Source organism: Paenibacillus spongiae, from assembly GCF_024734895.1.
GTDB classification, from domain to species: Bacteria; Bacillota; Bacilli; order Paenibacillales; family Paenibacillaceae; genus Paenibacillus_Z; species Paenibacillus_Z spongiae.
Map to the genome: position 1 here is coordinate 3,676,997 of NZ_CP091430.1, position 21,573 is coordinate 3,698,569.

The 21,573-nt window shown below is 50.3% G+C and carries 19 protein-coding genes and 1 pseudogene; 16 read left to right on the top strand and 4 right to left on the bottom strand.

The features are described from left to right. The first annotated feature begins 14 nt into the window (after positions 1 to 14). Genes fsa through gnd form a run of 3 tightly spaced genes read left to right on the top strand, consistent with a single transcriptional unit; the run spans position 15 to position 3,513 of the window. Positions 15 to 683, top strand: a complete 669-nt coding sequence (gene fsa, locus L1F29_RS16845; RefSeq protein ID WP_258389444.1) for a fructose-6-phosphate aldolase — start codon at positions 15 to 17, stop codon at positions 681 to 683. Between the two features lie 41 nt (positions 684 to 724). Beyond that, complete coding sequence (locus L1F29_RS16850; protein WP_258389445.1) at positions 725 to 2,071, top strand: glucose-6-phosphate isomerase; 1,347 nt, start codon at positions 725 to 727, stop codon at positions 2,069 to 2,071. 20 nt (positions 2,072 to 2,091) lie between these two features. Continuing rightward, a complete protein-coding gene (gene gnd / locus L1F29_RS16855; protein ID WP_258389446.1) occupies positions 2,092 to 3,513 on the top strand; it encodes an NADP-dependent phosphogluconate dehydrogenase in 1,422 nt (473 codons plus the stop codon). 128 nt (positions 3,514 to 3,641) lie between these two features. Here the strand turns inward: gnd and L1F29_RS16860 are convergent, their stop codons facing one another. Beyond that, positions 3,642 to 4,475, bottom strand: a complete 834-nt coding sequence (locus tag L1F29_RS16860) for an AraC family transcriptional regulator (RefSeq protein WP_258389447.1) — start codon at positions 4,473 to 4,475, stop codon at positions 3,642 to 3,644. 162 nt (positions 4,476 to 4,637) lie between these two features. Here L1F29_RS16860 and L1F29_RS16865 point away from each other — a divergent pair, with 162 nt between their 5' ends. The 8 genes from L1F29_RS16865 (at position 4,638) to L1F29_RS16895 (ending at position 16,041) form a co-directional block, all read left to right on the top strand. Further along, positions 4,638 to 5,780, top strand: a complete 1,143-nt coding sequence (locus tag L1F29_RS16865) for a Gfo/Idh/MocA family protein (protein ID WP_258389448.1) — start codon at positions 4,638 to 4,640, stop codon at positions 5,778 to 5,780. A gap of 66 nt (positions 5,781 to 5,846) precedes the next feature. Beyond that, positions 5,847 to 6,674: a sugar phosphate isomerase/epimerase family protein gene (locus tag L1F29_RS16870; protein ID WP_258389449.1), complete on the top strand. Its 828-nt coding sequence runs from the start codon at positions 5,847 to 5,849 to the stop codon at positions 6,672 to 6,674. Between the two features lie 245 nt (positions 6,675 to 6,919). Next, a complete protein-coding gene (locus L1F29_RS16875) occupies positions 6,920 to 8,077 on the top strand; it encodes a winged helix-turn-helix domain-containing protein (protein WP_258389450.1) in 1,158 nt (385 codons plus the stop codon). An 86-nt stretch (positions 8,078 to 8,163) separates the two neighbouring features. Next, complete coding sequence (locus L1F29_RS16880) at positions 8,164 to 9,483, top strand: MFS transporter (RefSeq protein ID WP_258389451.1); 1,320 nt, start codon at positions 8,164 to 8,166, stop codon at positions 9,481 to 9,483. 571 nt (positions 9,484 to 10,054) lie between these two features. Next, positions 10,055 to 10,264: a hypothetical protein gene (locus L1F29_RS34660; protein ID WP_507765389.1), complete on the top strand. Its 210-nt coding sequence runs from the start codon at positions 10,055 to 10,057 to the stop codon at positions 10,262 to 10,264. Between the two features lie 249 nt (positions 10,265 to 10,513). Further along, the gene (locus L1F29_RS16885) at positions 10,514 to 12,460 is read left to right on the top strand and encodes a putative thiazole-containing bacteriocin maturation protein (RefSeq protein WP_258389713.1); all 1,947 of its coding nucleotides are present in this window, start codon (positions 10,514 to 10,516) and stop codon (positions 12,458 to 12,460) included. After that, the gene (locus tag L1F29_RS16890; RefSeq protein ID WP_258389452.1) at positions 12,457 to 14,406 is read left to right on the top strand and encodes a TOMM precursor leader peptide-binding protein; all 1,950 of its coding nucleotides are present in this window, start codon (positions 12,457 to 12,459) and stop codon (positions 14,404 to 14,406) included. Before L1F29_RS16885 ends, L1F29_RS16890 begins: the two co-directional genes overlap by 4 nt. A 42-nt stretch (positions 14,407 to 14,448) precedes the next feature. Further along, the gene (locus L1F29_RS16895) at positions 14,449 to 16,041 is read left to right on the top strand and encodes a SagB family peptide dehydrogenase (RefSeq protein ID WP_258389453.1); all 1,593 of its coding nucleotides are present in this window, start codon (positions 14,449 to 14,451) and stop codon (positions 16,039 to 16,041) included. A gap of 85 nt (positions 16,042 to 16,126) precedes the next feature. On the opposite strand, the gene L1F29_RS16900 is transcribed toward L1F29_RS16895, so the two are convergent. Beyond that, positions 16,127 to 16,735 (bottom strand): hypothetical protein, encoded by a 609-nt coding sequence (locus L1F29_RS16900; RefSeq protein ID WP_258389454.1) that lies wholly within the window; start codon positions 16,733 to 16,735, stop codon positions 16,127 to 16,129. A gap of 474 nt (positions 16,736 to 17,209) precedes the next feature. Between L1F29_RS16900 and L1F29_RS16905 the strand changes: the two are divergent. After that, positions 17,210 to 17,361 (top strand): annotated as a pseudogene (locus L1F29_RS16905) (LuxR C-terminal-related transcriptional regulator); the annotation flags it as partial. Positions 17,362 to 17,524: 163 nt separating this feature from the next. On the opposite strand, the gene L1F29_RS16910 reads toward L1F29_RS16905, so the two are convergent. After that, positions 17,525 to 17,926, bottom strand: a complete 402-nt coding sequence (locus tag L1F29_RS16910; protein ID WP_258389455.1) for a hypothetical protein — start codon at positions 17,924 to 17,926, stop codon at positions 17,525 to 17,527. A gap of 92 nt (positions 17,927 to 18,018) precedes the next feature. On the opposite strand from L1F29_RS16910, the gene L1F29_RS16915 reads away from it, so the two are divergent. Both L1F29_RS16915 and L1F29_RS16920 read left to right on the top strand, forming a co-directional pair. Continuing rightward, on the top strand, positions 18,019 to 18,543 hold the full coding sequence (locus L1F29_RS16915) for a hypothetical protein (protein ID WP_258389456.1): 525 nt from the start codon (positions 18,019 to 18,021) through the stop codon (positions 18,541 to 18,543). Between the two features lie 194 nt (positions 18,544 to 18,737). Next, the gene (locus L1F29_RS16920; protein ID WP_258389457.1) at positions 18,738 to 19,118 is read left to right on the top strand and encodes a VOC family protein; all 381 of its coding nucleotides are present in this window, start codon (positions 18,738 to 18,740) and stop codon (positions 19,116 to 19,118) included. An 83-nt stretch (positions 19,119 to 19,201) separates the two neighbouring features. On the opposite strand, the gene L1F29_RS16925 is transcribed toward L1F29_RS16920, so the two are convergent. Beyond that, positions 19,202 to 20,035 carry a phytanoyl-CoA dioxygenase family protein gene (locus tag L1F29_RS16925; protein WP_258389458.1) on the bottom strand — a complete coding sequence of 278 codons (834 nt, stop codon included), beginning with the start codon at positions 20,033 to 20,035 and terminating at the stop codon, positions 19,202 to 19,204. A gap of 107 nt (positions 20,036 to 20,142) precedes the next feature. Here L1F29_RS16925 and L1F29_RS16930 point away from each other — a divergent pair, with 107 nt between their 5' ends. Both L1F29_RS16930 and L1F29_RS16935 read left to right on the top strand, forming a co-directional pair. Continuing rightward, positions 20,143 to 21,006, top strand: a complete 864-nt coding sequence (locus tag L1F29_RS16930; RefSeq protein ID WP_258389459.1) for an AraC family transcriptional regulator — start codon at positions 20,143 to 20,145, stop codon at positions 21,004 to 21,006. A 202-nt stretch (positions 21,007 to 21,208) separates the two neighbouring features. Then, entirely contained in the window at positions 21,209 to 21,514 is a 306-nt protein-coding gene (locus L1F29_RS16935) for a hypothetical protein (RefSeq protein WP_258389460.1), read from the top strand. Positions 21,515 to 21,573 lie beyond the last annotated feature (59 nt).

Genomic DNA, 21,573 nt, shown 5'->3' on the forward strand with positions numbered 1-21,573 from the left:
CGGAGGTAATAACAATGAAATTATTTATCGACACGGCGAATCTGGCAGATATCAAAAAGGCTTATAAAATCGGCGTCTTGTCCGGTGTTACGACAAACCCTTCCTTGGTCGCCAAAGAAGGCGTGAAATTCGAAGATCGCATCGCTGAGATTTTACGCGAAGTGCCTGAGGTTGAATCCGTATCGGCCGAAGTAACGCCTGATGCACTAACGGCAGAAGAGATGATAGCACAAGCGAATGAGCTGATCAAAATCAACGACTATGACAAAAACATCACCATTAAGCTTCCGATGACGCTGGCCGGTTTGGAAGCATGCCGTTACCTGACGAAGAAAGGCGTAAAAACGAACGTAACCCTGATCTTCACCGTGAATCAGGCACTCTTGGCTGCTCGCGCCGGCGCGACTTATGTTTCCCCGTTCCTCGGCCGGTTGGATGATATTTCGGAAGACGGCGTTCTGCTCGTAACGAAAATCGCTGAATTGTTCCGTACTCATAACCTGGATGCGCAAATCATCGCGGCATCTGTCCGTCACCCGGATCATGTGACACGCGTAGCCATGGCCGGCGCTCATATCGCAACGATTCCTTTCTCCGTCATCGAACAGATTTCCAAGCATCCTCTAACGGATCAAGGCATGGAAAAATTCGCTGCCGATTGGAAAAAAACAGCACAGATTTAAGCTGCATGGTACCTACAAGATTGTAAAGGAGAAGCGTTCCAATGACAATTTCATTCGATTATTCCAATGCGCTATCGTTCATTCAGCAGTATGAAGTGGATTATTTCAGCGAGTTCGTGAATGCGGCTCACCGGATGCTCCATGAGAAGCAAGGCCCCGGATCCGATTATTTGGGCTGGGTGAATCTGCCGCTTGAGTATGACCGAGAAGAGTTTGCGCGAATTAAGGATGCCGCGAAACGCATTCGCGGCAATTCCCAAGCTCTGGTCGTGATTGGCATCGGCGGTTCTTATCTGGGCGCAAGATCGGCGATTGAAGCGCTGTCCCATACATTCCATAACCAAATGAAGGGCAATACCGAAGTGTATTTTGCCGGTCAAAATATCAGTTCAACCTACATCGCCCATTTATTGGAGCTGCTGGAGGGCAAAGATATATCCCTGAATGTGATTTCCAAATCGGGCACGACGACGGAACCGGCTATTGCATTCCGTATTCTGCGCGATTATATGGAGAAGAAATACGGTAAAGAAGAAGCACGCAAACGGATCTTCGCAACGACCGATCAGTCGAAGGGCGCGCTCAAGAAACTCGCCGACGAAGAAGGCTACGAAACCTTCGTCATTCCGGACGATGTAGGCGGACGTTATTCCGTTCTTACAGCGGTAGGGCTTCTGCCGATTGCGACTGCCGGACTCGACATCGACCGAATGATGGAAGGCGCGGCTGCAGCCGCGCAGAAATACAATAATCCCGATCTGGCTTCCAATGAGAGCTATCAGTACGCAGCTGTTCGCAACGCTCTTTATCGCAAAGGGAAAACCATTGAACTGCTGGCGAATTTTGAGCCGTCGCTGCATTTTGTCTCCGAATGGTGGAAACAGCTGTTCGGCGAGAGCGAAGGGAAAGACCAGAAGGGGCTTTATCCGGCATCCGTCGATTTCACGACCGATCTGCATTCCATGGGACAATATGTTCAAGAAGGTCGACGCGATCTCTTCGAGACGGTGCTTGCGGTGAAGAAGGCGAAGGTCGAGTTCACCATTCAAGAGGACGCCGGCAATCTGGACGGATTGAATTTTGTTGCGGGGATGACGATGGATGAAGTGAACAAGAAGGCAGCCGAAGGAACGCGTCTTGCCCATGTCGATGGGGGCGTTCCGAATCTAATCGTTGAACTAGACGAGCTCAATGAATATACGTACGGCGAAATGGTCTATTTCTTCGAGAAAGCTTGCGGGATCAGCGGCTTGCTGCTTGGAGTTAACCCGTTCGATCAACCCGGCGTGGAAGCGTACAAGATCAATATGTTTGCCCTGCTTGGCAAGCCTGGTTTTGAAGCGCAAAAAGCAGAGCTCTTGAAGCGTTTATCCGTTACTGGAAAGTAATGACTGGGAGGCAGCACGTAATGAAGAAACAACAAATTGGCGTGGTCGGATTGGCCGTGATGGGTAAAAACCTGGCTTTGAATATCGAAAGCAAAGGGTTCTCGGTTGCAGTGTATAACCGTTCGGCTGCGAAAACAGATGAATTGTTGGCAGAAGCGCAAGGGAAAGATTTCGTTGGCACGTACAGCGTCGAAGAATTCGTCCAATCGCTTGAGACGCCGCGTAAAATCCTCATCATGGTCAAAGCGGGCCAACCTACGGACGATACCATTAATCAACTTATTCCGTACCTGGATCAAGGAGATATTCTGATCGACGGCGGCAACGCCTATTTCCCTGATACGCAGCGCAGAAACAAAGATCTTCAGGCTCAGGGCTTCCGCTTCATCGGCGCAGGCGTTTCCGGAGGCGAAGAGGGGGCATTGAACGGCCCTGCAATTATGCCAGGCGGGCAGAAAGACGCATACGAGCTGGTAGAACCGATCCTGACCGCCATCTCGGCCAAAGTGAACGGCGATCCATGCTCGACTTATATTGGAGCAGATGGCGCCGGCCATTATGTCAAAATGGTACACAACGGCATCGAATACGGGGATATGCAGCTCATTGGCGAAGCGTATCATCTGCTCAAGGATGTACTGAATTTGAGCACCAGTCAGCTGCATGACATTTTCACCGAATGGAACAATGGCGAACTGGATAGCTATTTAATCGAGATCACAGCCGATATTTTCAAGAAAACGGATCCAGATACGGGCAAACCGATGGTGGATGTCATTCTCGATTCGGCAGGGCAAAAAGGAACGGGCAAATGGACGAGCCAAAGTGCATTGGACTTAGGCGTTCCCTTGTCCATCATTACGGAATCGGTGTTTGCTCGGTTTATCTCCGCGATGAAAGAAGAACGCGTTACCGCCAGCAAGCAGCTGAAAGGTCCTGCGGCATCCAGCTATGACGGCGATCCGCAACAATTCATCGAGGCTGTTCGCAAGGCTTTGTATACGAGCAAAATCGCATCCTATGCGCAAGGCTTTGCGCAAATGAGAGCTGCTTCTGACGCGTATAACTGGGATTTGAACTATGGCAGCATTGCGATGATTTTCCGCGGAGGTTGTATTATCCGTGCAAGATTTCTGCAAAATATTAAGGATGCCTATGACCGCAATCCGGCTCTAAGCAACCTGTTCTTAGACGAATACTTCAGCCAGATCGTGGATAATTACCAGGAAGCATGGAGAAAGGTCATCGCGATTGCCGTATCCAGAGGAATTCCAGTCCCTGCATTTGCATCTGCTTTGGCTTATTACGACAGCTATCGAACAGAGAGGCTGCCAGCTAATTTACTGCAAGCGCAAAGGGATTATTTCGGAGCGCATACGTTCCAACGTCTTGATAAAGAGGGAAGCTTTCATTTCCAATGGATGGACAATAACGAAAAATAGGAATGTGCTGTCTTTATAAAACGATCCCTAATTCATTTTCCGCCACATATAGAAGAGGTTGCCGTGATGATAGCGGCAGCCTCTTTTGTGCTTTCCAATTTTTGTTGCATACAGTCTTATTCCTGATATTACCTCACGCTTTTAACATAATCTTTCGGTAGCAGCCCCACCTTTTTCTTGAACATCCGCAGAAAACTCGTGTAGTCGTTGAAGCCCGATTTCAAGCAGGCTTCCATCACATCGCATCCCTCGACAAGCAGCTTTTTGGCCATGCCGATCCGTTTGGAAACGATGTACTCGTGAACCGTGCTGCCCGTATGCTTTTTGAACAGCTTAAGCAAGTAATATTTATTGATATAGAACTTCTTCTCCAAACAGTCGAGCGATAGATCCCGATCCAGATGCAGCTCGATATAATCGAGAACGGGCGATAGCTTGTGATGCGGATCGATTCCGTTGCCCGGCTGCTGTTGTTTGAACAGACGATTGATCAATACCAGTATTTCCATGAAGCAACCCAGCTTCAAGATGGCATCGCCATCCGCCGGGTTAGCCTGATAATATTCGTATTTCTGGAACAAGCTCATCATTAACGATGAATCCTTGGCACTCATGGCCACTTTATTACGCTGGCCGTTCGGACGATTATAGAAGCAGTCCAGAGGATTGAATCCGTCCGTATGGAAGAGCTCGGCCATCGCCGGCGGGAACTCGATCGTAATCCGTTCATATAGCGCTTCGGTGGAAAAGGAAGGTTTGTGGATTTCATGCTCATTCGTGATGATGAGGTCGCCGAACCGCAGCGGATAGACCGTCTTCTCTACGAAATATTTCACGTCCCCTTGAATCAGAAAAAAAATCTCGCACCCGCGGTGCAGATGAAATTCCACATGCGGCTTCGCCCGCTGGACATGCAAGTACTGAATATGGTGGTCAATCATGTTCAAATAGGGTGTAAGCACCGCAGCACGGCTCCTTTTATCAAATCTACTTCCCAGCCACTAACAGCGTTTTTTATGCCAATAAAGTCCACATTTTGACCTATAATCGCAAGGAAATGGAGTAATTTATAGTATAAGATAAGTCTATTGGGCAGTAAAGTAAATGCGTGGAGGAGAACTGATGTGGCTAACAAAAAGGTGAAAGTCGGTCTGATCGGCCTGAATGGAATCGGGAGAAACACCCATCTGAAATATTTGATGGAAATGGACAACGTCGAGTTGGCAGGGGTCTGCGATATCGTCAAAGAGACAGCGGATGCCATTGCCTCTTCGTGCAGCACCGAAGCCTATTATGATCATAAGGAAATGCTGGACCGTGCAGGACTGGATGCCATCGTCATTGCGGTACCGCATTATTTTCACCCGCAAATCGCCATCGATGCTTTCGAACGCGGCATTCATGTTATGACAGAGAAGCCGATTGCCGTCCATGTCAATGATGCCAAACGAATGATTGAGGCCTACAACAGCGCCAAACAGCAGGCACCCGAGCTGCAGTTCGGCATTATGTTCCAGGAGAGGACCTTTCCTTATTACCGGAAAATCAAAGATATTCTCGATAGCGGAGAGCTCGGCCGTCTGACGCGGGCAACTTGGATTCATACGGAATGGTTCCGCTCCCAAGCCTATTACGACAGCGGAGACTGGAGGGCCACCTGGGCAGGGGAAGGCGGGGGCATCCTGACCAATCAATGCCCGCATACGCTGGACATGTACCAGTGGCTGCTCGGCATTCCGGCCCGCATTACCGGACATGCGCACATCGGCAAATACCACGATATTGAAGTCGAGGATGAGGTAACGGCTTATTTCGAACATGAGAATGGTATGATCGGACATTTGATCGTGACAACCGCCGAGCTGCCCGGTACCAACCGTCTGGAAATCATCGGCGAGAACGGCAAGCTGGTGTACGAGGACCGCAAACTGATTTGGTATAAAAATAAAATGTCTATGCTTCAGTACAGCAGAGAAACAACCGAAGGCTTCGGCAGTATTGAACATGAGCGCATTGAAGTCGCAATAGATACGGAAACGCCTACCGGCCACCATGTCGTCTCCGGGAAGTTTTTCGAACGGATCCTAACCGGGCAGGGAGAGCTGATTGCGGAAGGACCGGAAGGCATACGCGCTCTAACGATCGCGAATGGTATTATGCTATCCTCGTTCCAAAAACGTACGGTTGACGTGCCGATCGACGGAGATGCGTATGAAGCCAAGCTCCAAGAGCTCATCCAGACGTCTAAGTACACGAAAAAAAGGTAGCAAACCTTCCGCCGATGAAGATATGAAAAATCCTTCGGCAGTAACCCGTAGAGGAGAGGTTTATGGATGGCTAAAGTAAAACTTACTTGTTTTGCGGATGAGATCTCCGCCGATCTGAGCGAGCAGTTAAATGTGTTGGAGCAGGAAGGGTTGCGACATCTGGAGCTCCGCAACGTTTGGGGCAAAAATGTGCTCAGTCTTAACGACGAAGAATTGCTGCAAATACGCCAAATGTTGAAGGAACGCGGGTTCCGCATATCCTCAATCGCTTCGCCAATCGGCAAATACCCGGTCAATGAGGACTTCGAGCCGCAGTTACAAGCATTGAATACGGCTATACAAGCTGCCAATTATTTCGAGACGCCCTATATTCGAATATTCTCTTATCATCCTCCCGCTAATGAACCGATAACGGCCTATCGGGAAGAAGTACTGAACCGGTTATGCCGTCTTGCCGAGATTGCTGAACAGAACAAGGTCATTCTGATCTTGGAGAATGATACGAATATGTATGGCAGCGATGATACAGGAACGTTGGAAATTTTCTCGAACTGCCGTTATCCTTCGCTTCGCGCGGCTTTTGATCCGGGCAATTACGTGATCTGCGGTGTTCGGCCGATGACCGATGCTTATCCGAAGGTATATGCCTCCATTGACTACGTCCATGTGAAGGATGCCTCCATCGAGCCGAGTCAGTTCGTCCCAGCTGGAGTCGGAGCGGGAGAAATTCCGCAATTATTGGCAGAGTTAAAGTCCCGAGGTTTCCAAGGATTCCTCTCGGTTGAGCCGCATCTGCAGCATTATTTGCCGAATGCCAGCAATCCCGAACGGGTCGTTGCCGCTATTCGCGCTCTTAAGTCTCAATTAGATCAGTCGGGGCAGGAGTGGGAATAGCGAGCGAGAGAAAACGCCATTCGAATCGTAAGTGAATTACCAGCTTCACATTCATGTCCGAACGAACGGAAAACGATAATTCTGTATTATAAGGGCTGCCGGGTGGCAGCCTTTTATTGCGTTATGTTTTGCTGTCAAAATAGATTGGACGATCGACGCTCATGCGCATTCTTCTGGAGCACGGCGAAGGTTGGCTGTTATACTTAGGTCACGAAGCTGGTCCATATGAAAGAAGGGTTCTCTGAATGAATCTGGAATTAAACGCAAGTGAATATACAGTGACTGTCGAAGGCATAACGGTAAAACTGCTTCCCAAGGAGTTCGCTCTGATGCGATTTCTTTACCGCAATAGAGGCCGTACATTTAGCCGAGAGCAGCTGTTGGATAAAGTGTGGCCGCTGGAATATCCGGTTGAGCGTACGGTAGATGACCATATATACAGGCTGCGTAAGAAGCTAGACCCGTTTGCAGATCTGGAGATTAAGACGGTCCGGGGATATGGCTATAGCCTGGTTGTGCAGATTGCAAAGAACATAGGGGAAACGAACCCGACCACCCGGGACTTGGAGCTGCATGAGACGATGCGGGATGTAATTGGGAAATACCACCAATATGGCCAGGGCCGTTCGATGCTGACCCTTGCACGCCAACAAGACGTGCTTGGGTATGAGTTGGACCCGTTTTATTCCGTCTATGTCCGTTTTGTACAAGGAGACCTGGAATGGCTGCTACATACAGACGAGGTTTCGCTGGACGAGCGCTTCTATTGGCTGCTGTTGTTCTATATGTTCACAGGGAGCCCGAAGCAGAGGCTGACATACTGCGAGCAAGTGCTTAAGAAGAATTTGTTGTCTCCCGCACAGCACAAAGAAATGGAGATTCTCAATATTCTTGACTTGTATGCGCTAGCGGAAGAGCCCGATAAAGCGATGGAACGCTTGAAGGTAAGTCACGCCTTGATTGCCGAACCGGATTATGAGAATTTCATACCGCAAACGGCCATTACGGAGATGTTTGTTCACTTGATTGCAGGAGCGGAGGAGGACGAGTTGGAGAAGATGGCGGAAACGATTGAAGCCGAGATTCTGTCCGCCAAGCCTTTTCTACGTGAGATCGGCAGTTACAAGGTGGTCAAGGGAATTTGGCGGTTGCAGCGTCAAGCATGGCTTGCAGCGGATGATCTGCTGGAGGAGGGACTCCAAGTGCTGGGCAAGTCAGGCTTTGTGCCGATGAAGCTGCATGCCCTGTACCGTATTAATCATTATTGCGGCTTGTTTCCTCCGATAAAAGAATTGAAGCGGAAATATTCATATATTTTTGAAGAAGAACAGGAGCGGATTGGCCTCAAAAAGCTGTTAGGATCGTTAGAAGCAACGATGCTGAACAAGTTAAACCGTTTCTGATCATGCGCTCTGACATTGCTCTGACATTGCTCCGCTACAGTAGTATTGTACGATATACGATCTACTGTGATTTGGAGGAATGAGCAATGTCAGCTGCACAACAAGCAGAAAGAGCAAGCCTGCTTCGTAACAACGTTTACATGCGCGTATATAGCGCCTTTGCCGCTGCAACCTTAGGCGACTGGTTTGACATGTTGGCCATCCAGGTGATTGTGGGTTATCGTTGGCAGGCCGGACCGCTGATGTTAGCCCTGATTCCGGTCGCGAACGCTCTTCCAAGTATCCTGCTAGGCTCGGTTGCGGGTGTCGCTGCCGACCGGCTGAACAAGTTGAAGCTAATGCGTATTTGCGATTTGCTAACAGCAGTCCTGACCTTGCTGGTGTTATTAGCTCCAACTATGTTATGGCTGCTTTCTCTGCTTATGTTACGCGCGGCAATCTCTACGTTAAATGTGCCCGCACAGCAGTCGTTGACACGCAGCATCGTCAGGGAGGATCAACTGCTTCAGGCTGCCTCACTCAACGGAATCGTGAACCAAGGCTCCAAAATCGCAGGTCCTTTACTAGGCGGATTCGCTTTGTCCCTCCTGTCTCCGCAGTGGTGCATTTTGTTATGTGCCTGCTTCAGGCTGGGGTCTTATTTGCTGCTGCTCACCGTCAAGAATGCAGAGGCGGGAGTCGGCATGATAGCACCTGAAGGGGAGCGCTCGTTCGCGCCTGCGCTGGAGCAGCGGGTTCCGCTGCGTACCATGTGGAAGGAAGGCTGGAGCTTCATCTTGCACAGCCGATTACTGCTGACCACCATGCTGTTCGGGTTAACCGGGGCGCTCGCAATCCAGATGATCGATTTTCAGTTCACCAGCCTCTTCCGTGCTGTTGCTCCGAATCAGGAATCTTTGCTCGGCTGGATGGTGTCGGCATCTGGTGCTGGTGCCATAATCAGCATAATAGCGCTGAACAACATGAACCGTACAGAGGGATACGGTTGGAAGTTTGGAAGCGGTTATACGTTGATCGGAATATCCGTCGGAGGACTTGGTTTGCTCCCTGCCGGGGTATCCGTGCTGCCCGTAATGGTACTTGGGTTCGTTCTTGGCATCGGAAACGGCATGTTCATGGTTACATTCAACTATTGCTTGCAGAAAGAAACGCCATCGCATATGACAGGCCGTGTGTTCGGGATTCAGAGCACGCTCCTAGGGCTTGTGATGATTGGAGCGCCGCTGCTTGGGGGGGGGCTAGTACAAGTTACCGGTCCCGCACGTACCTTCCTGAATTTGGGCTTTGTAATTACCGTGATCGGTCTGGTGGGCATGTTGTTCGGAAGGGTGCTATGGCCTGCACCCAATGAAGGGTTGAAAAGCAATAGCGCTGTGAAACAGACAACGGGGGATCATGTAATCTGATAATAGGGTGAAGAACTGCTGCAGATTAGTGACGACAAGGACAGTTGTGCTGTTGTGTTAGGGGACATTTATAAAATCGGCGAAGCGTATGTTTAAGCGGAAACCTGGATAAGCCAGATGGGCTATGAACTAAACTCGGATGGGGTCATCGAGCGCTATGACGAGCGTTTTCATGCGATGTTACCTGCTAGGAGCTGGAGATTTATATGCCCATCAACATTGAATCGCAACGTCAGAACAAATAGCTTCGCTCCCACCATATAAATCCACAACCGCACAAGGTTGTGGATTTTTGCTAAGTTCTACTTTCTGTTGTACTTCATTAGCCATCTGCTTGGTTCTTTTTATTCGGTAGGCGATTGTCATAGGAACACTAGCGGATCTAATTTCATAAATTATCTAGTCGAGAAGGGGGATGGGCAGCATGCCGATCGGACCCAGAGTTAAACATTCTCGTATAACGATTGTCCCAAGCAAGGGACAGCGAAATGAATGATACGGAGGGTATACAATGAACGATTTCCAGAAGGATCTGCAAAACCTGAATGTCGGCCAGTTCAATTCGACGGGGATGACGCCTACATCGGGGCAAAATCAGGCCGGTCCGGGGGATTCCCGCTTATGTATCGGCATTTGCTTTTTTTGCTCAGGCTTTTGCGGCGGGTTTTGTTCATGCAGCAACTGTTTCCGCTGCAGCAACTGCTTCCGCTGCAGCAACTGCTTCAACTGCGGCCACTGCGGTAATTGCGCACGTTGCGGAAGCTGCGCTCGCTGCCGCTGAGTACCGAATAGCTCGCTTGGCGATCCGCAAAACGGTATGCCCCTGCAGATGTCTCAACCTGCAGGGGTTGTTCCTTTTTTGTCGTTTCTGGCATGACGGACAAAACGCTCTACATAACTTAAAAATGGAGGACAGCGAAGGCTTGTGGGTACAATGCGGTTTTGCCTTCGGCAAAACCTAAGTCCATGCTTACGAAGCGGTTTTGCCTCCGGCAAAACCTTAAGGAGGAATAAAAACTTGAATCCTTCAATGCGTTTGAAAGTGAACGGGGACACGTTTTTTCTCCCCGATTCGAACGGAGGCGTCTACTTTCGCAACAATACGGGTTCGTTTCGAATGGAAGGCGACATGATCGATCGGTGGATCGAAAAATTGATGCCCGTGTGGAACGGGGATAATTCCATGGCGGATCTGACGGACGGGCTGCCGGAACCGCACAGGACAAGGGTTTATGAAATTGCGGAAGTACTGCTAAATAACGGCTTTGTCCGGGATGCCAGCCAAGACCTTCCGCACAGCCTAACGGAAGTTGTCGAACGGAAATTTGCCGCTCAGATCGAATTTCTGGATAGTTTGGGCGGTTCGGGCGCTCACCGCTTTCAAACGTATCGCCAGGCAAATCCGATTGTGGCCGGTTCCGGTCCGATCTTCGTCTCGCTCGTTGCGGCCTTGTTGGAATCCGGATTGCCCCGGTTTCGTATGCTGATCACGAACCGGGCGACCACGGATCGCCAGCGAATCGACGAGCTGACAGCGACAGCGCGTTTATCGGACTCCGAGATCGAGGTCGAGGAGATCTTTCAGTCAAATGATGGCTTCCTCGATTGGCCGGAAGTTGTGCGTTTAGCGGATTCCGTCCTATACGTCGCTCAGGATGCCGAACCCGGTGAGCTCAGAGCGCTGCACGCGGCCTGCAGGGAAGCGAAGAAGATGCTTCTGCCTGCCATCTATTTGCAGCAGGCGGGCATAGCAGGGCCGTTGGTAACAACGGATTCCGACGTCTGCTTCGAATCCGCTTGGCGCAGGATTCATCGTTCCGCCCTTGGTGATGCAAACCGGCTGCCTGCCGTCTCAACGACTGCGGAAGCCATGCTCGCGAATGTGGTCGTGTTCGAATGGCTTAAGACCGTTACGGGGACGACGGCTTCGGAATTGAACGGGAAGCTGTTCCTGCTGAATCCGGAAACATTAGAAGCCGAGTGGCATTCGTTGCTTCCCCATCCGCTGGTCAGGGGTCTGCGTCCCGCCGAGCCTACTAATCCGTTCGACCTGTCGATTGAACAGCGTACGGAGCGGAAGGAAACAGACCGTCTCCTCTCCTATTTCAATCGCTTGACTTCGACGGAGACCGGTATTCTCCATCGATGGGAGGAAGGGGACTCGAAGCAGCTTCCGCTCTCGCAGTGTCGCGTCCAGGCAGTCGACCCGCTAACGGAGGGTCCTGCAGAGCTGCTGCCGCAGATCGTCTGCTCGGGGATGACACATCATGAAGCAAGGAAGGAAGCGGGCTTGGCCGGCATCGAGGCGTATGTGTCGCGACTGGCCGGGGTTCTGAAGTTAGCCGGTCCAGCACAGCCGGATTCCGCAAGCCCGATCGAGTCGCAGCTGCATGAATATGTAGGGATTGGAGCGGGAGAGACGACAGCGGAAGCGGTCATTCGCGGACTGCGGAAATGTCTGTTCGAGGAGCTGAAAATCCGTTCCGAATCCAGCTTGCCCTTCATTTATCGAATCAAGCTAAGCAAGGTTGAGGACGATTATTGCCGCTATTGCTTGCACGCATTGGCTACGATGCGAGACACTCCCATAATCGGACTGGGGCAAGAAACGGCGGGTTTCCCAGTCGTCTGGGTCTGTACGAACGGTTACTGGTATGGTGGAGTTGGAGTCAATCGCACGATGGCGCTGCGTGATGCGCTCCGGCAGGCGCTGATGAAAACGCAAAACGATGCAGCGGACATTCAGGGCCAAATCCTGGAGCGATCATCGGTCAAGGTGGAAGATGTCTTGCCCCAAAGTCTGACGATCCCAAGCTTCGATGAGTCGGAATACGGCCTGACGCTGCAGTCCGTCCGGCAGATCCTGCAGAGGAGCCGGAAGCGGATTGAAGTCATTGATTTATCGATAGAACCATTTATGAAGGATGAGCTGGCAGGCGTGTTTGGCGTGTCGCTGCGAGAGGGGGAGACGCATTGAGCGCGATCGTAACGGTCATCGGGGAAGGGCAGCTCGCGGAATTGGTAAGCAAGCAATTGTCTGCCGATAACCGCTATCGGCTGGTTCGGCAGAAGAAGATAGAATTCGGAGAGGCGGCTGCGGGAGACTTGGCGCTGGTATTGAACGATGCATGGGCTCCATCCGTTCATCTTGCTGCGGAGGATCGGTTCCGACAATCGGGAACGCCTTGGCTGCGCGGCTTCGTTGCATTCGGAGAGGGAATTGTCGGTCCGCTTGTTCGTCCGGAGGGGCAAGGATGCTCGCATTGCGCGGACACCCGGTTCCTGCTGGCGGGAAGCGACCGCAGGGAAACGTGGGATTTGCAGCAGAAGCTGGCGTTGCATGGGGGAATAGCCCGGGACGCTTGGGCGTCGCGCACGGGATTATTGCAGGTGGCGCGTCTTGTTGAGGCAGAAGCCGTGAAGCTGCTGGAGGGCTTGCAGCCGATGACGGAAGGTCGGATGTTCTTGATCAATCTGCGTACGATGAATAGCTCGTCGCACTTCTTTCTGCCCGATCCGCTATGTCCGATCTGCGGCCGATTGCCGGAAGACGATGCGGAGACGGCCCGCATTGCGCTGCAGCCAAGCCCGAAAATCAGCGCCGAATCGTATCGCAGCCGTTCGATGGATGAGCTGAAGAATGTGCTGGCCCAAGATTACTTGGATGCCAGGACCGGTTTTCTGAACGGGAAGATGGTTGATCTTATTTCCCCTTTCGCCGATGCGAGCATCAATTTGCCCTTGTTTGGCGGGGATGAGGCTTGCGCTGGTCGGACCCACTCCTATGCGGATAGCGAAATGACGGCCATTCTGGAGGGACTGGAGCGTTATTGCGGCCTGTCTCCCCACGGCAAACGAACCGCCGTTCATGACAGCTATCACAATGTGCGGAGCCAGGCGCTCGATCCTCTACGCGTAGGCATCCATGCGAAGGAACAGTATGAGCGTTCCGACTTTCCGTTCAAACCATTCGATCCCGAGCGGCCGATCGACTGGGTATGGGGCTATTCGTTTCTGCAGCAGCGTCCGATTCTCGTGCCGGAGCTGCTTGCTTATTACAGTTCGGGCTGCGGTCACGGATTCGTCTACGAAACGTCCAATGGCTGCGCGCTTGGCGGCAGTCTGGAGGAAGCGATCTTCTACGGAATGCTGGAAGTGGTGGAGCGAGACTCCTTCCTCATGACCTGGTATGCGCGTCTGCCGCTGCCGCGCCTGGATCTCCGATCGGTGCAGGATCGGGAATTAAGATGGATGACGGATCGTTTGGAGGCCGTCGCGGGCTATGACGTGCATTTATATAAATCGACAATGGAACACGGCATACCGAGTGTGTGGGCGCTCGCGAAAAACAGGAAAGAGCTGGGCGTGAACCTCATTTGCGCGGCGGGTGCCCATCCGGATCCGATCCGAGCAGCGAAGAGCGCGATTCACGAGGTGGCGGGCATGCTGCTTACGCTCAGCGAGAAATTCGAGGAGAACCGTCAGCAGTATGAACGGATGCTTCATGATCCGTACCAGGTCGTTCAGATGGAGGACCACTCCATGCTGTACGGGTTGAAGCAGTCGGAAGGTCGGCTCGATTTTCTGCTGAATGACGATCGCCCGATGCAAACGTTCGCCGAAGCGTTTGAACCGAGGGGCTGGAACGTCGATCTTACCGATGATCTGAAGGCCATGCTGCATGTGTTTCGCCAATTGAATCTTGAAGTGATCGTGGTCGACCAGACGACTCCGGAGACGCGCCGCAACGGGCTGCATTGCGTGAAAGTGCTCATTCCCGGCATGCTGCCAATGACGTTCGGACAACATCTCATCCGATTGACGGGACTGGATAGAGTGCTCAGAGTCCCTGCGGAGCTTTCTTATTCACGGGAGCCCTTGACGCCCGAGCAGCTTAATCCATATCCGCACCCGTTCCCATAAAAACGGTTAGCGCGGAGCAGTTGATGCCAAGGGGGAAAAGAGATGAGTTTGATGAATCTGGACGTTTTTCTTCACCTTCTGCAATATGATCCGGATAAGGTCAAGCCGTTGGATTGGGAGACGGACTGGGATGACGCGCCTCTTCCGTATAAACTTTATCGCGGTCTGCCGCTGGTTCCGCTATCCAGAGAAGTGCCGGCAACGCTCGAAGGCAGGGATACGACCGGTGTGCCGGGCCTTCGCGATATCGGACATTTCCTCTATTACGCATTCGGGCTTGCGCAATTGACCCAAACCGTCATGGAACGGGATCCGTCGGAAGAATCGGGAGGCGTCTTGCAAATGTGCCGGCGCTTCGTTCCTTCCGGGGGCGGGTTGTATCCGAGCGAATTGTACTTCTACCTGAAGCTCAGTGAATTGCCTGCTGGCATATACCATTACGATGCGGCGCATCATCGGTTGGCGTTACTGCGCGAAGGAAATTTCGACGATTATTTGGCGAGATCGCTCGGGGATCGCTGCGACACGAACGATTGCTTCGGCGCCGCGTTCGTATCTACGGTTTACTGGAAAAATTTCTATAAGTACAATAATTTTGCCTACCGGCTGCAGGGACTCGATGCCGGCATTTTGATCGGACAGCTGCTCGAACTCGCGAAACGATTCGGATTTTCGTCTGTCGTGCATTATCAATTTCTTGATCAAGCCGTTAACCATCTGCTTGGACTATCGGAACAAGAGGAGAGCGTGTATGCGGTTATCCCGCTATCGACGGTACCAGCGAACCGGTGGATGTCAAGCGGGTATGAGGATGAGGAGACGGTTTCCGCCTCCGAGCTATGCCGTGTGTTGCCGTCAGTCAGGCATGATCATTACATCAGATCGCGTCGAATCGCAGAATATCCGATGCTGCTTCGGATGAGCGAAGCGTCCCGACTGGATTCGGCGCAATTATTTCGACAGTTCCGGAAGGATGAGCAAGCAATCCCGGATCAGGCGTCTGCACTGCCTCTGCCGCCTGTTGACCGCTTGTCGTATGATTTGGCGGCGGTTTGCCGTAACCGGTTCTCGCCCGAGACGGAATATATCTTGAAGCCGATCGGTCTCTCCCGGCTTGCAGCTTTGCTTCGGGAAGCAACGGCTTCCTTCTCGTATCGCAACGACCTGGATGGAGCGCAGGAGCGGCCGGAACCCCGAGTATGCCTATATGGCTGCTTCTACGGGGTTGAGGACGTTCCGGATGGCGCTTATCGTTATGATGTCGATGCGCATGCGCTGCAGCCGGTCTGTCTTGGCGATCACCGGCAGCGGATGCAGGAGGGAATGTCGCTTCCCAATGTCAATTTGTTTCAAGTACCGCTTGGTTTTCATGTGGCAGGGAGGAGGAATTTCTTGCATTCGCAGCTTGGCAAGCGGGGATACCGCATTCTGCAAATGGAGGCCGGGATGCTCGTACACCGATTATTGCTGACGGCATCCGCCCTCGGGATGGGAGGTCGTCCGCTTCTCGGATTTGACGCCAATTCCAGCGATACGCTTTATCAGGCCGCTTCCCGGGATGAAACGGGGCTGATTTTTATACCGGTCGGTCCCTTTCGCGAGCGGTTGCGTTTGGCGGGCAGTATGAGCCGTTAAAAAAACATCGCTAACGACACTGACGCGAACGTCATGTCGTCAGCGATGCAACCTATTCTATCAAGGTAAGGAGTCTGGACTATTCTTACCGGTGGCGGTTATCCCACGGATGATGGCCATGCGCGTGGGGATGGTGCCATGAATGGATCCAATCATGATGGTAATCGACCGAGTAGTAATCCCATCCTGAAGACGGATAATGATGAAGGTGGTCATCCATATGCGGATCCCATGGATAGTGCATGAAGGGATGGATCATGTCGGGATAGTGATCATGCTCCCAAGGGTGAACCATTGCGAGATGCTGCTCATACTCCCAGGGGTGAACCATCGCGGAATGCTGCTCATATGCCCAGGGGTGAACCATATCCGGATCCTGCTCATGTTCCCAGGGGTGAACCATATCCGGATCCTGCTCATGCTCCAGGGGCTGAACCATTGCGGGATGCTTCTCATGCCCCCAGGGATGAGCCATTGCGGCTTGCTGCTGCTCCCAAGGATGACACATCCCATGATGGTGTCCGTGATGATGTCCGTGATGATGAGGAATATGGTACCAGGTGTAGTGGGACTCGTGTAACACGTCATCGCGAGGACTTATTTGATCATTCGATTGCTGCTCGAATGCTTGCTTGGACGGATCGGAACCCTGCAAGCCGGCCGGGTTCTGGACGAAAGGCTGATGGTGTATCATGATTTACCTCCTAGTCTTTTGTAAGGCATTGCATCGTGAATCCACTTCTGGCAATAACTCGCTTCGGAAGCCTTCGATTGGCATAATTCACAATATGCTGATATTAAGAAAAGGGCACTTGACCCTATAAAATGGGCGGCTGCACCGTTGCCTCATTCGCGATTGACAGTCGTACTTTCCTTGTAGAATGCCGAGTGACAAGAACATACTTCCTTAATAGTCGCATAGCTGCGACTTTTTTTTGTATTTAAGGATGCTGCATCTTATTCCTGAACGAGAAGAATGCGTCAACGGTGGTACACGCGACATTGCGGAGACCATAGATTCACTAAAGGGCATGCCCAAAAGTACATCCTGCGAATGCCCGCATGTACGATTCCAAACCGCTGCCCGAACGTTATAATGATAGATGTTCATGCAAGTATAGGAATAGGAAGGGGATTACGAAAGGCAGCTTTTTTGTATAAAATCGGAATATTTGCCGCTCAGGCCATTGCGCGGGGCTATCGAAGCAAAGAATAGCAGGCGATATGGGGATATCCGAGCGTACGGTCAAAGCTCACTTGACGAACATCTATAACAAACTAGAGCATTGCAGGGAAATGAACGAATATCAAGAATGTTAATATAAGTTATTATTTTCCATTGAAGAGTTCGAGTCGTTGACAAGCGCGCTGCACCGCGAAGTGAAGGAAGAAATCGGTCTCGAAATCACTTGGATTGAAGGGGAAGATACGCGTATCGATACGGACGGAAGCAATATTATGGTGAAATCATGACAGTAGGCATTCATCGGCGTCCGCGGAAAGTTCGGCGAAAGTTCTCAACCCATTTGTCCGGAATTTCCCACGGGATGAAGTGTCCACCATGTGAGTGAGCTGCGATGTTGACATGGTTATACCAAGGAGCGCGATCGCTGTCGAGAAAGTTCCGTACGCGGTTTTCGGTCGTAATGCCCGGCGGATTTTCGTTGCCCACGAAGGTTATACCGGTTGGTGCCTCAATGACAGGCCAACGATCATGAACGGAGGTCCATGGATATCGGTTGGCGTTCGCATAGACGCGCATCGAGGTTTCGATAGCGTTGTTTACCCAGAAAATTGTTGCATGTGTAAGGATGTCGTTCTTCGAAAAGACATTCTCGACGTTACCGTTGCTGTCGCTCCATCTTGCCCATCGTCTAGGATCCATGCGAGCATTCCTACAATATTCAAAATCTCCGTCCCGATATAAGAACTAATGTGATTCAAGTCTGAATGTTCTAGAGTGAAAGGGGAGATACATTGAGCAAAAAACAAAAGATAATAGTAAATATTTCAATAGGATTGAACATATTACTTATCTCAATTGCAGCTTGGGGATATATGAAGATGAAATTTGTAAAAGAACAAATATTCATAGTTGAGGTTCAACATAATTTAGTAGAATTGGAAGGCTTGATTGCGAAACAAAAAGAAGATAATTGGTCAGAACCCAACTTGGTAACGACTGAATTGGGAGACGTACTGAACGGAATTTGGCTTGGGATCACAACTGGGGAACAATTAGGAACGCTCTCCAAAAGTGAAAAAGAAACGCTGAATAACTTGTACAATAAATTAAAGCAATTTCCTAATGATGAGTTATATCGATTTGCTGATTTAACCGAAGAGGACAAAGTATATTTTGAAAAGTTGCAAGAAATACTTCGTGAAGTTGGGCTAGGGCTAAGAATTCCAGTTAGTGGTAGTATGAAATACTTTATAAACCAAGCAGAGGAATTAGAAGGGAAATTGAGGTTCCACTGCATTAGATTAACGATTTCTTAATTAGCTAGGAGTCTGTAATTTGTCTAAACTCCTAAACTAACTTACTATAGAGATAGAGCGAAGGTTTGGGGAGCACACATAACGTGTGCGGCTAAGCAAGAGCCTCTTGTCATGGGGTATCAGAAACCTTGAAGATGGCAAGGATTAGAAGCATCGGGTTTGGTATTTACATATATAAGGGAGTGGAAGTGTCTATGATTAGTAAAGTCGGTCAAATTATGTTGTATGTAAACAATCAAGATGAGGCATTGAATTTTTGGACTGAAAAAGTAGGATTTAGTGTCATTTCTGAAGAAAACAATGGTCAGGGAATGAGATGGATTGAAATTGCTCCAACAAAGGACGCAGAAACAAGCATCATTCTGCACAATAAGGAATTTGTTGCGAAAATGTCACCTGGATTAAATCTCGGTACACCTTCCTTGATGTTTTTCTCGGAAAATTTCGATCAATTACGCAGCGACTTATTAAATAAAAATATCAAAGTCGGAGAAACCGTAGCCCTACCTTCCGGCAGAGTATTTAACTTTGCAGATCATGAAGAAAATTACTTTGCAGTAATGGAAAAAAAATAAAAGTAACAAGATCATACTTCCTTAAGTACGGCAGTTTCATTCAAGTAAAGAAGCCCTTCCTCGGAAGGGCTTCGCTATTGTAGTTACGATCTTGAGTATAAGAGCGGGAAAAATTCGTTATCGAATTTCTGTCCGTTATACGGATGGGGTCCAAGCAGCTGTACGTTAGGATGCCGTTGCGGGCCTTCCTGGTAAGCCGTATTGCCCGGCATGAGGTGAGCTACGATCGAGAGCCGCGGATCAGCCGTAAGATTCGGTCCGCTGCCGTGAAACGTAAGCGCGTGATGGAAGCTTGCTTGACCGGCTTTCATGATGCAAGGCTCCTCGACCCACTCCCTGTTCTCCGTCGCGAATTTATCGCGCAGTAAATCCAGATTTGGCTCGAAGAACGTATTGCTGTCTTTGATTATTCCCCACTTGTGCGAACCGAGGATCGTCATCATTCCTCCATTCGTCAAATCCGTATCTTGGAGCGCAATCCACACGGTCACCATATTGGACGTGTTAGAGCTTTCCCAGTAGCCGTAATCCTGATGCCATCCCACATTTCCGATACGCGACACTTGTCCGTTAAGACCGGGCTTATATATGACTTGGTCATGCCAAAGCCGGATTGAATCTTCATCTAATAAGTCTGCCGCCATTTCACCTAATGCCGGGCTGGTCACAATCTCTCGAACGGTATCGTTAATCAACCAGCTGTTGTCAACTTTGCGCAGATGGGGCAAGTCGTGGGTGTAAGGCGCATAACTGTGGAATAAAGGCAATCCTTCTCGATCAAAATCACGCATCCATACGCGCTCATGCGCTGCGCGGAGCCGGGCGATCTCTTCGTCTGTAAGCAGCTTCGGGCTGATCCAATACCCGTCTCTGTCAAATGCTTGTTTATCTTCTTGTGTAACTTTTATGCGTTCCATGGTCTGTTGTCTCCTTGATTCGTTTGGATTCCGTTTTTGAAACACCCTAATCATAAGGGGTTGAACCCGCGTTGACGTTCGAAAAATTGAAGAGTAATATTTTGTACATGAAAATAAATAATGAACAAAATCATTCCGCGCGATGGGGACGAAACGGCGCAGATTTTGGAGTGCCGCAATTGGAGACGATCGGATTCGACCATGTGAAGAAAGCGTTAACCCTTACGGAGCATTATCATAAAAACTGTTATGAATTCGTAGTGATGGAGAAAGGGAGGGCCAGCTGGGTTGTAGGCGAAGAAAGATATGAGACGCGGACAGGGGATGTGTTCCATACCCTCCCGAACGAGAAGCATCGCGGATCATTCAATGTGATTGAACCATGCCGATTGTGGTGGGTTATGCTCAATGTGCAGCAGCGCGATGAAGACGGAAGATGGCTCGGTTTAAGCAGGTCGGAGGAATTGAGCTTGCTTCATCTGCTGCAGAAGGTTCGGCGTGTAACACAACCGGGGACACAGGCTGTCCGAAGCTTACGCCGAATAAAGCAGACGATGGAGCAAGGCAGCAATCTGCCCGCTTTAAACATTCGGCTGGCGCTCTTGGATTTGCTGTTAAGCCTCACCGATATACGCGAGCGTAAACATATATCCCCGGATTTGATTCAAAGTATGGATTGCATTACATGCGAAATGGAGACAAGACCGGAATGGAACCCTCAATTGCATGAGCTTGCGGCGATCGCCAAGGTAAGTCCGTCCTATTTTCATCATATATTTCAAGAACATAAAGGACTTACGCCTAAAGGCTACATGGAATATATTAAAATTTCGGAAGCGGCGAAGCTGCTGAAGGAAACGGAGATGTCCGTCACAGAGATCGCATTGCGCCTCGGCTACAGCTCATCACAGCATTTTGCCACAGCTTTCGGTAGAACGATGGGCCAAACGCCTACCCGGTGGAGAGGGTAAAATTGATGGTCTTCGAAAAACGTCGTTGCTTTTGGTGTTCTTCACTCGTTTTTGGTATCATGAATGTGTTGGACAAGGAAGTCAGCTTTATGAAAAGCGACGATTCTGGTATTCATTTCTATACTGTGACGAACATCACAGAAATCATTCCAATACGTATCTATTATTGAATACATCGATTTGGACGAAAGGGGACGGAGATATGGGACGCTTACAGGAGCATATCGTTTACTTCAAGATCATCCGCCAGAAAGAAACTACAATGTTACGGGGACTTCTTTATCTGGAGGAGAACCGGCAGCCTACGGTGGAAGATTTCGCGCAATGTTTACGGGAAAGTGGCCACAATGTGCGGATCGAGAACGAGAAGGAGTTTATTTTCCGGGCAACCGACGAATCGGGAAACGAATATCTGATTGATATACTAGAGAACTACCAGAAGTCGAATCGGGACCGCCAAGCTGAGAATCTGGCCGGAAGCTTTATGAAGCAGGACCCGCTGCTGTAAATCATTACAAGAATTCAATTGCCGGCAGGCGAATCTGTTCTTTGCCTGAATATACTTCC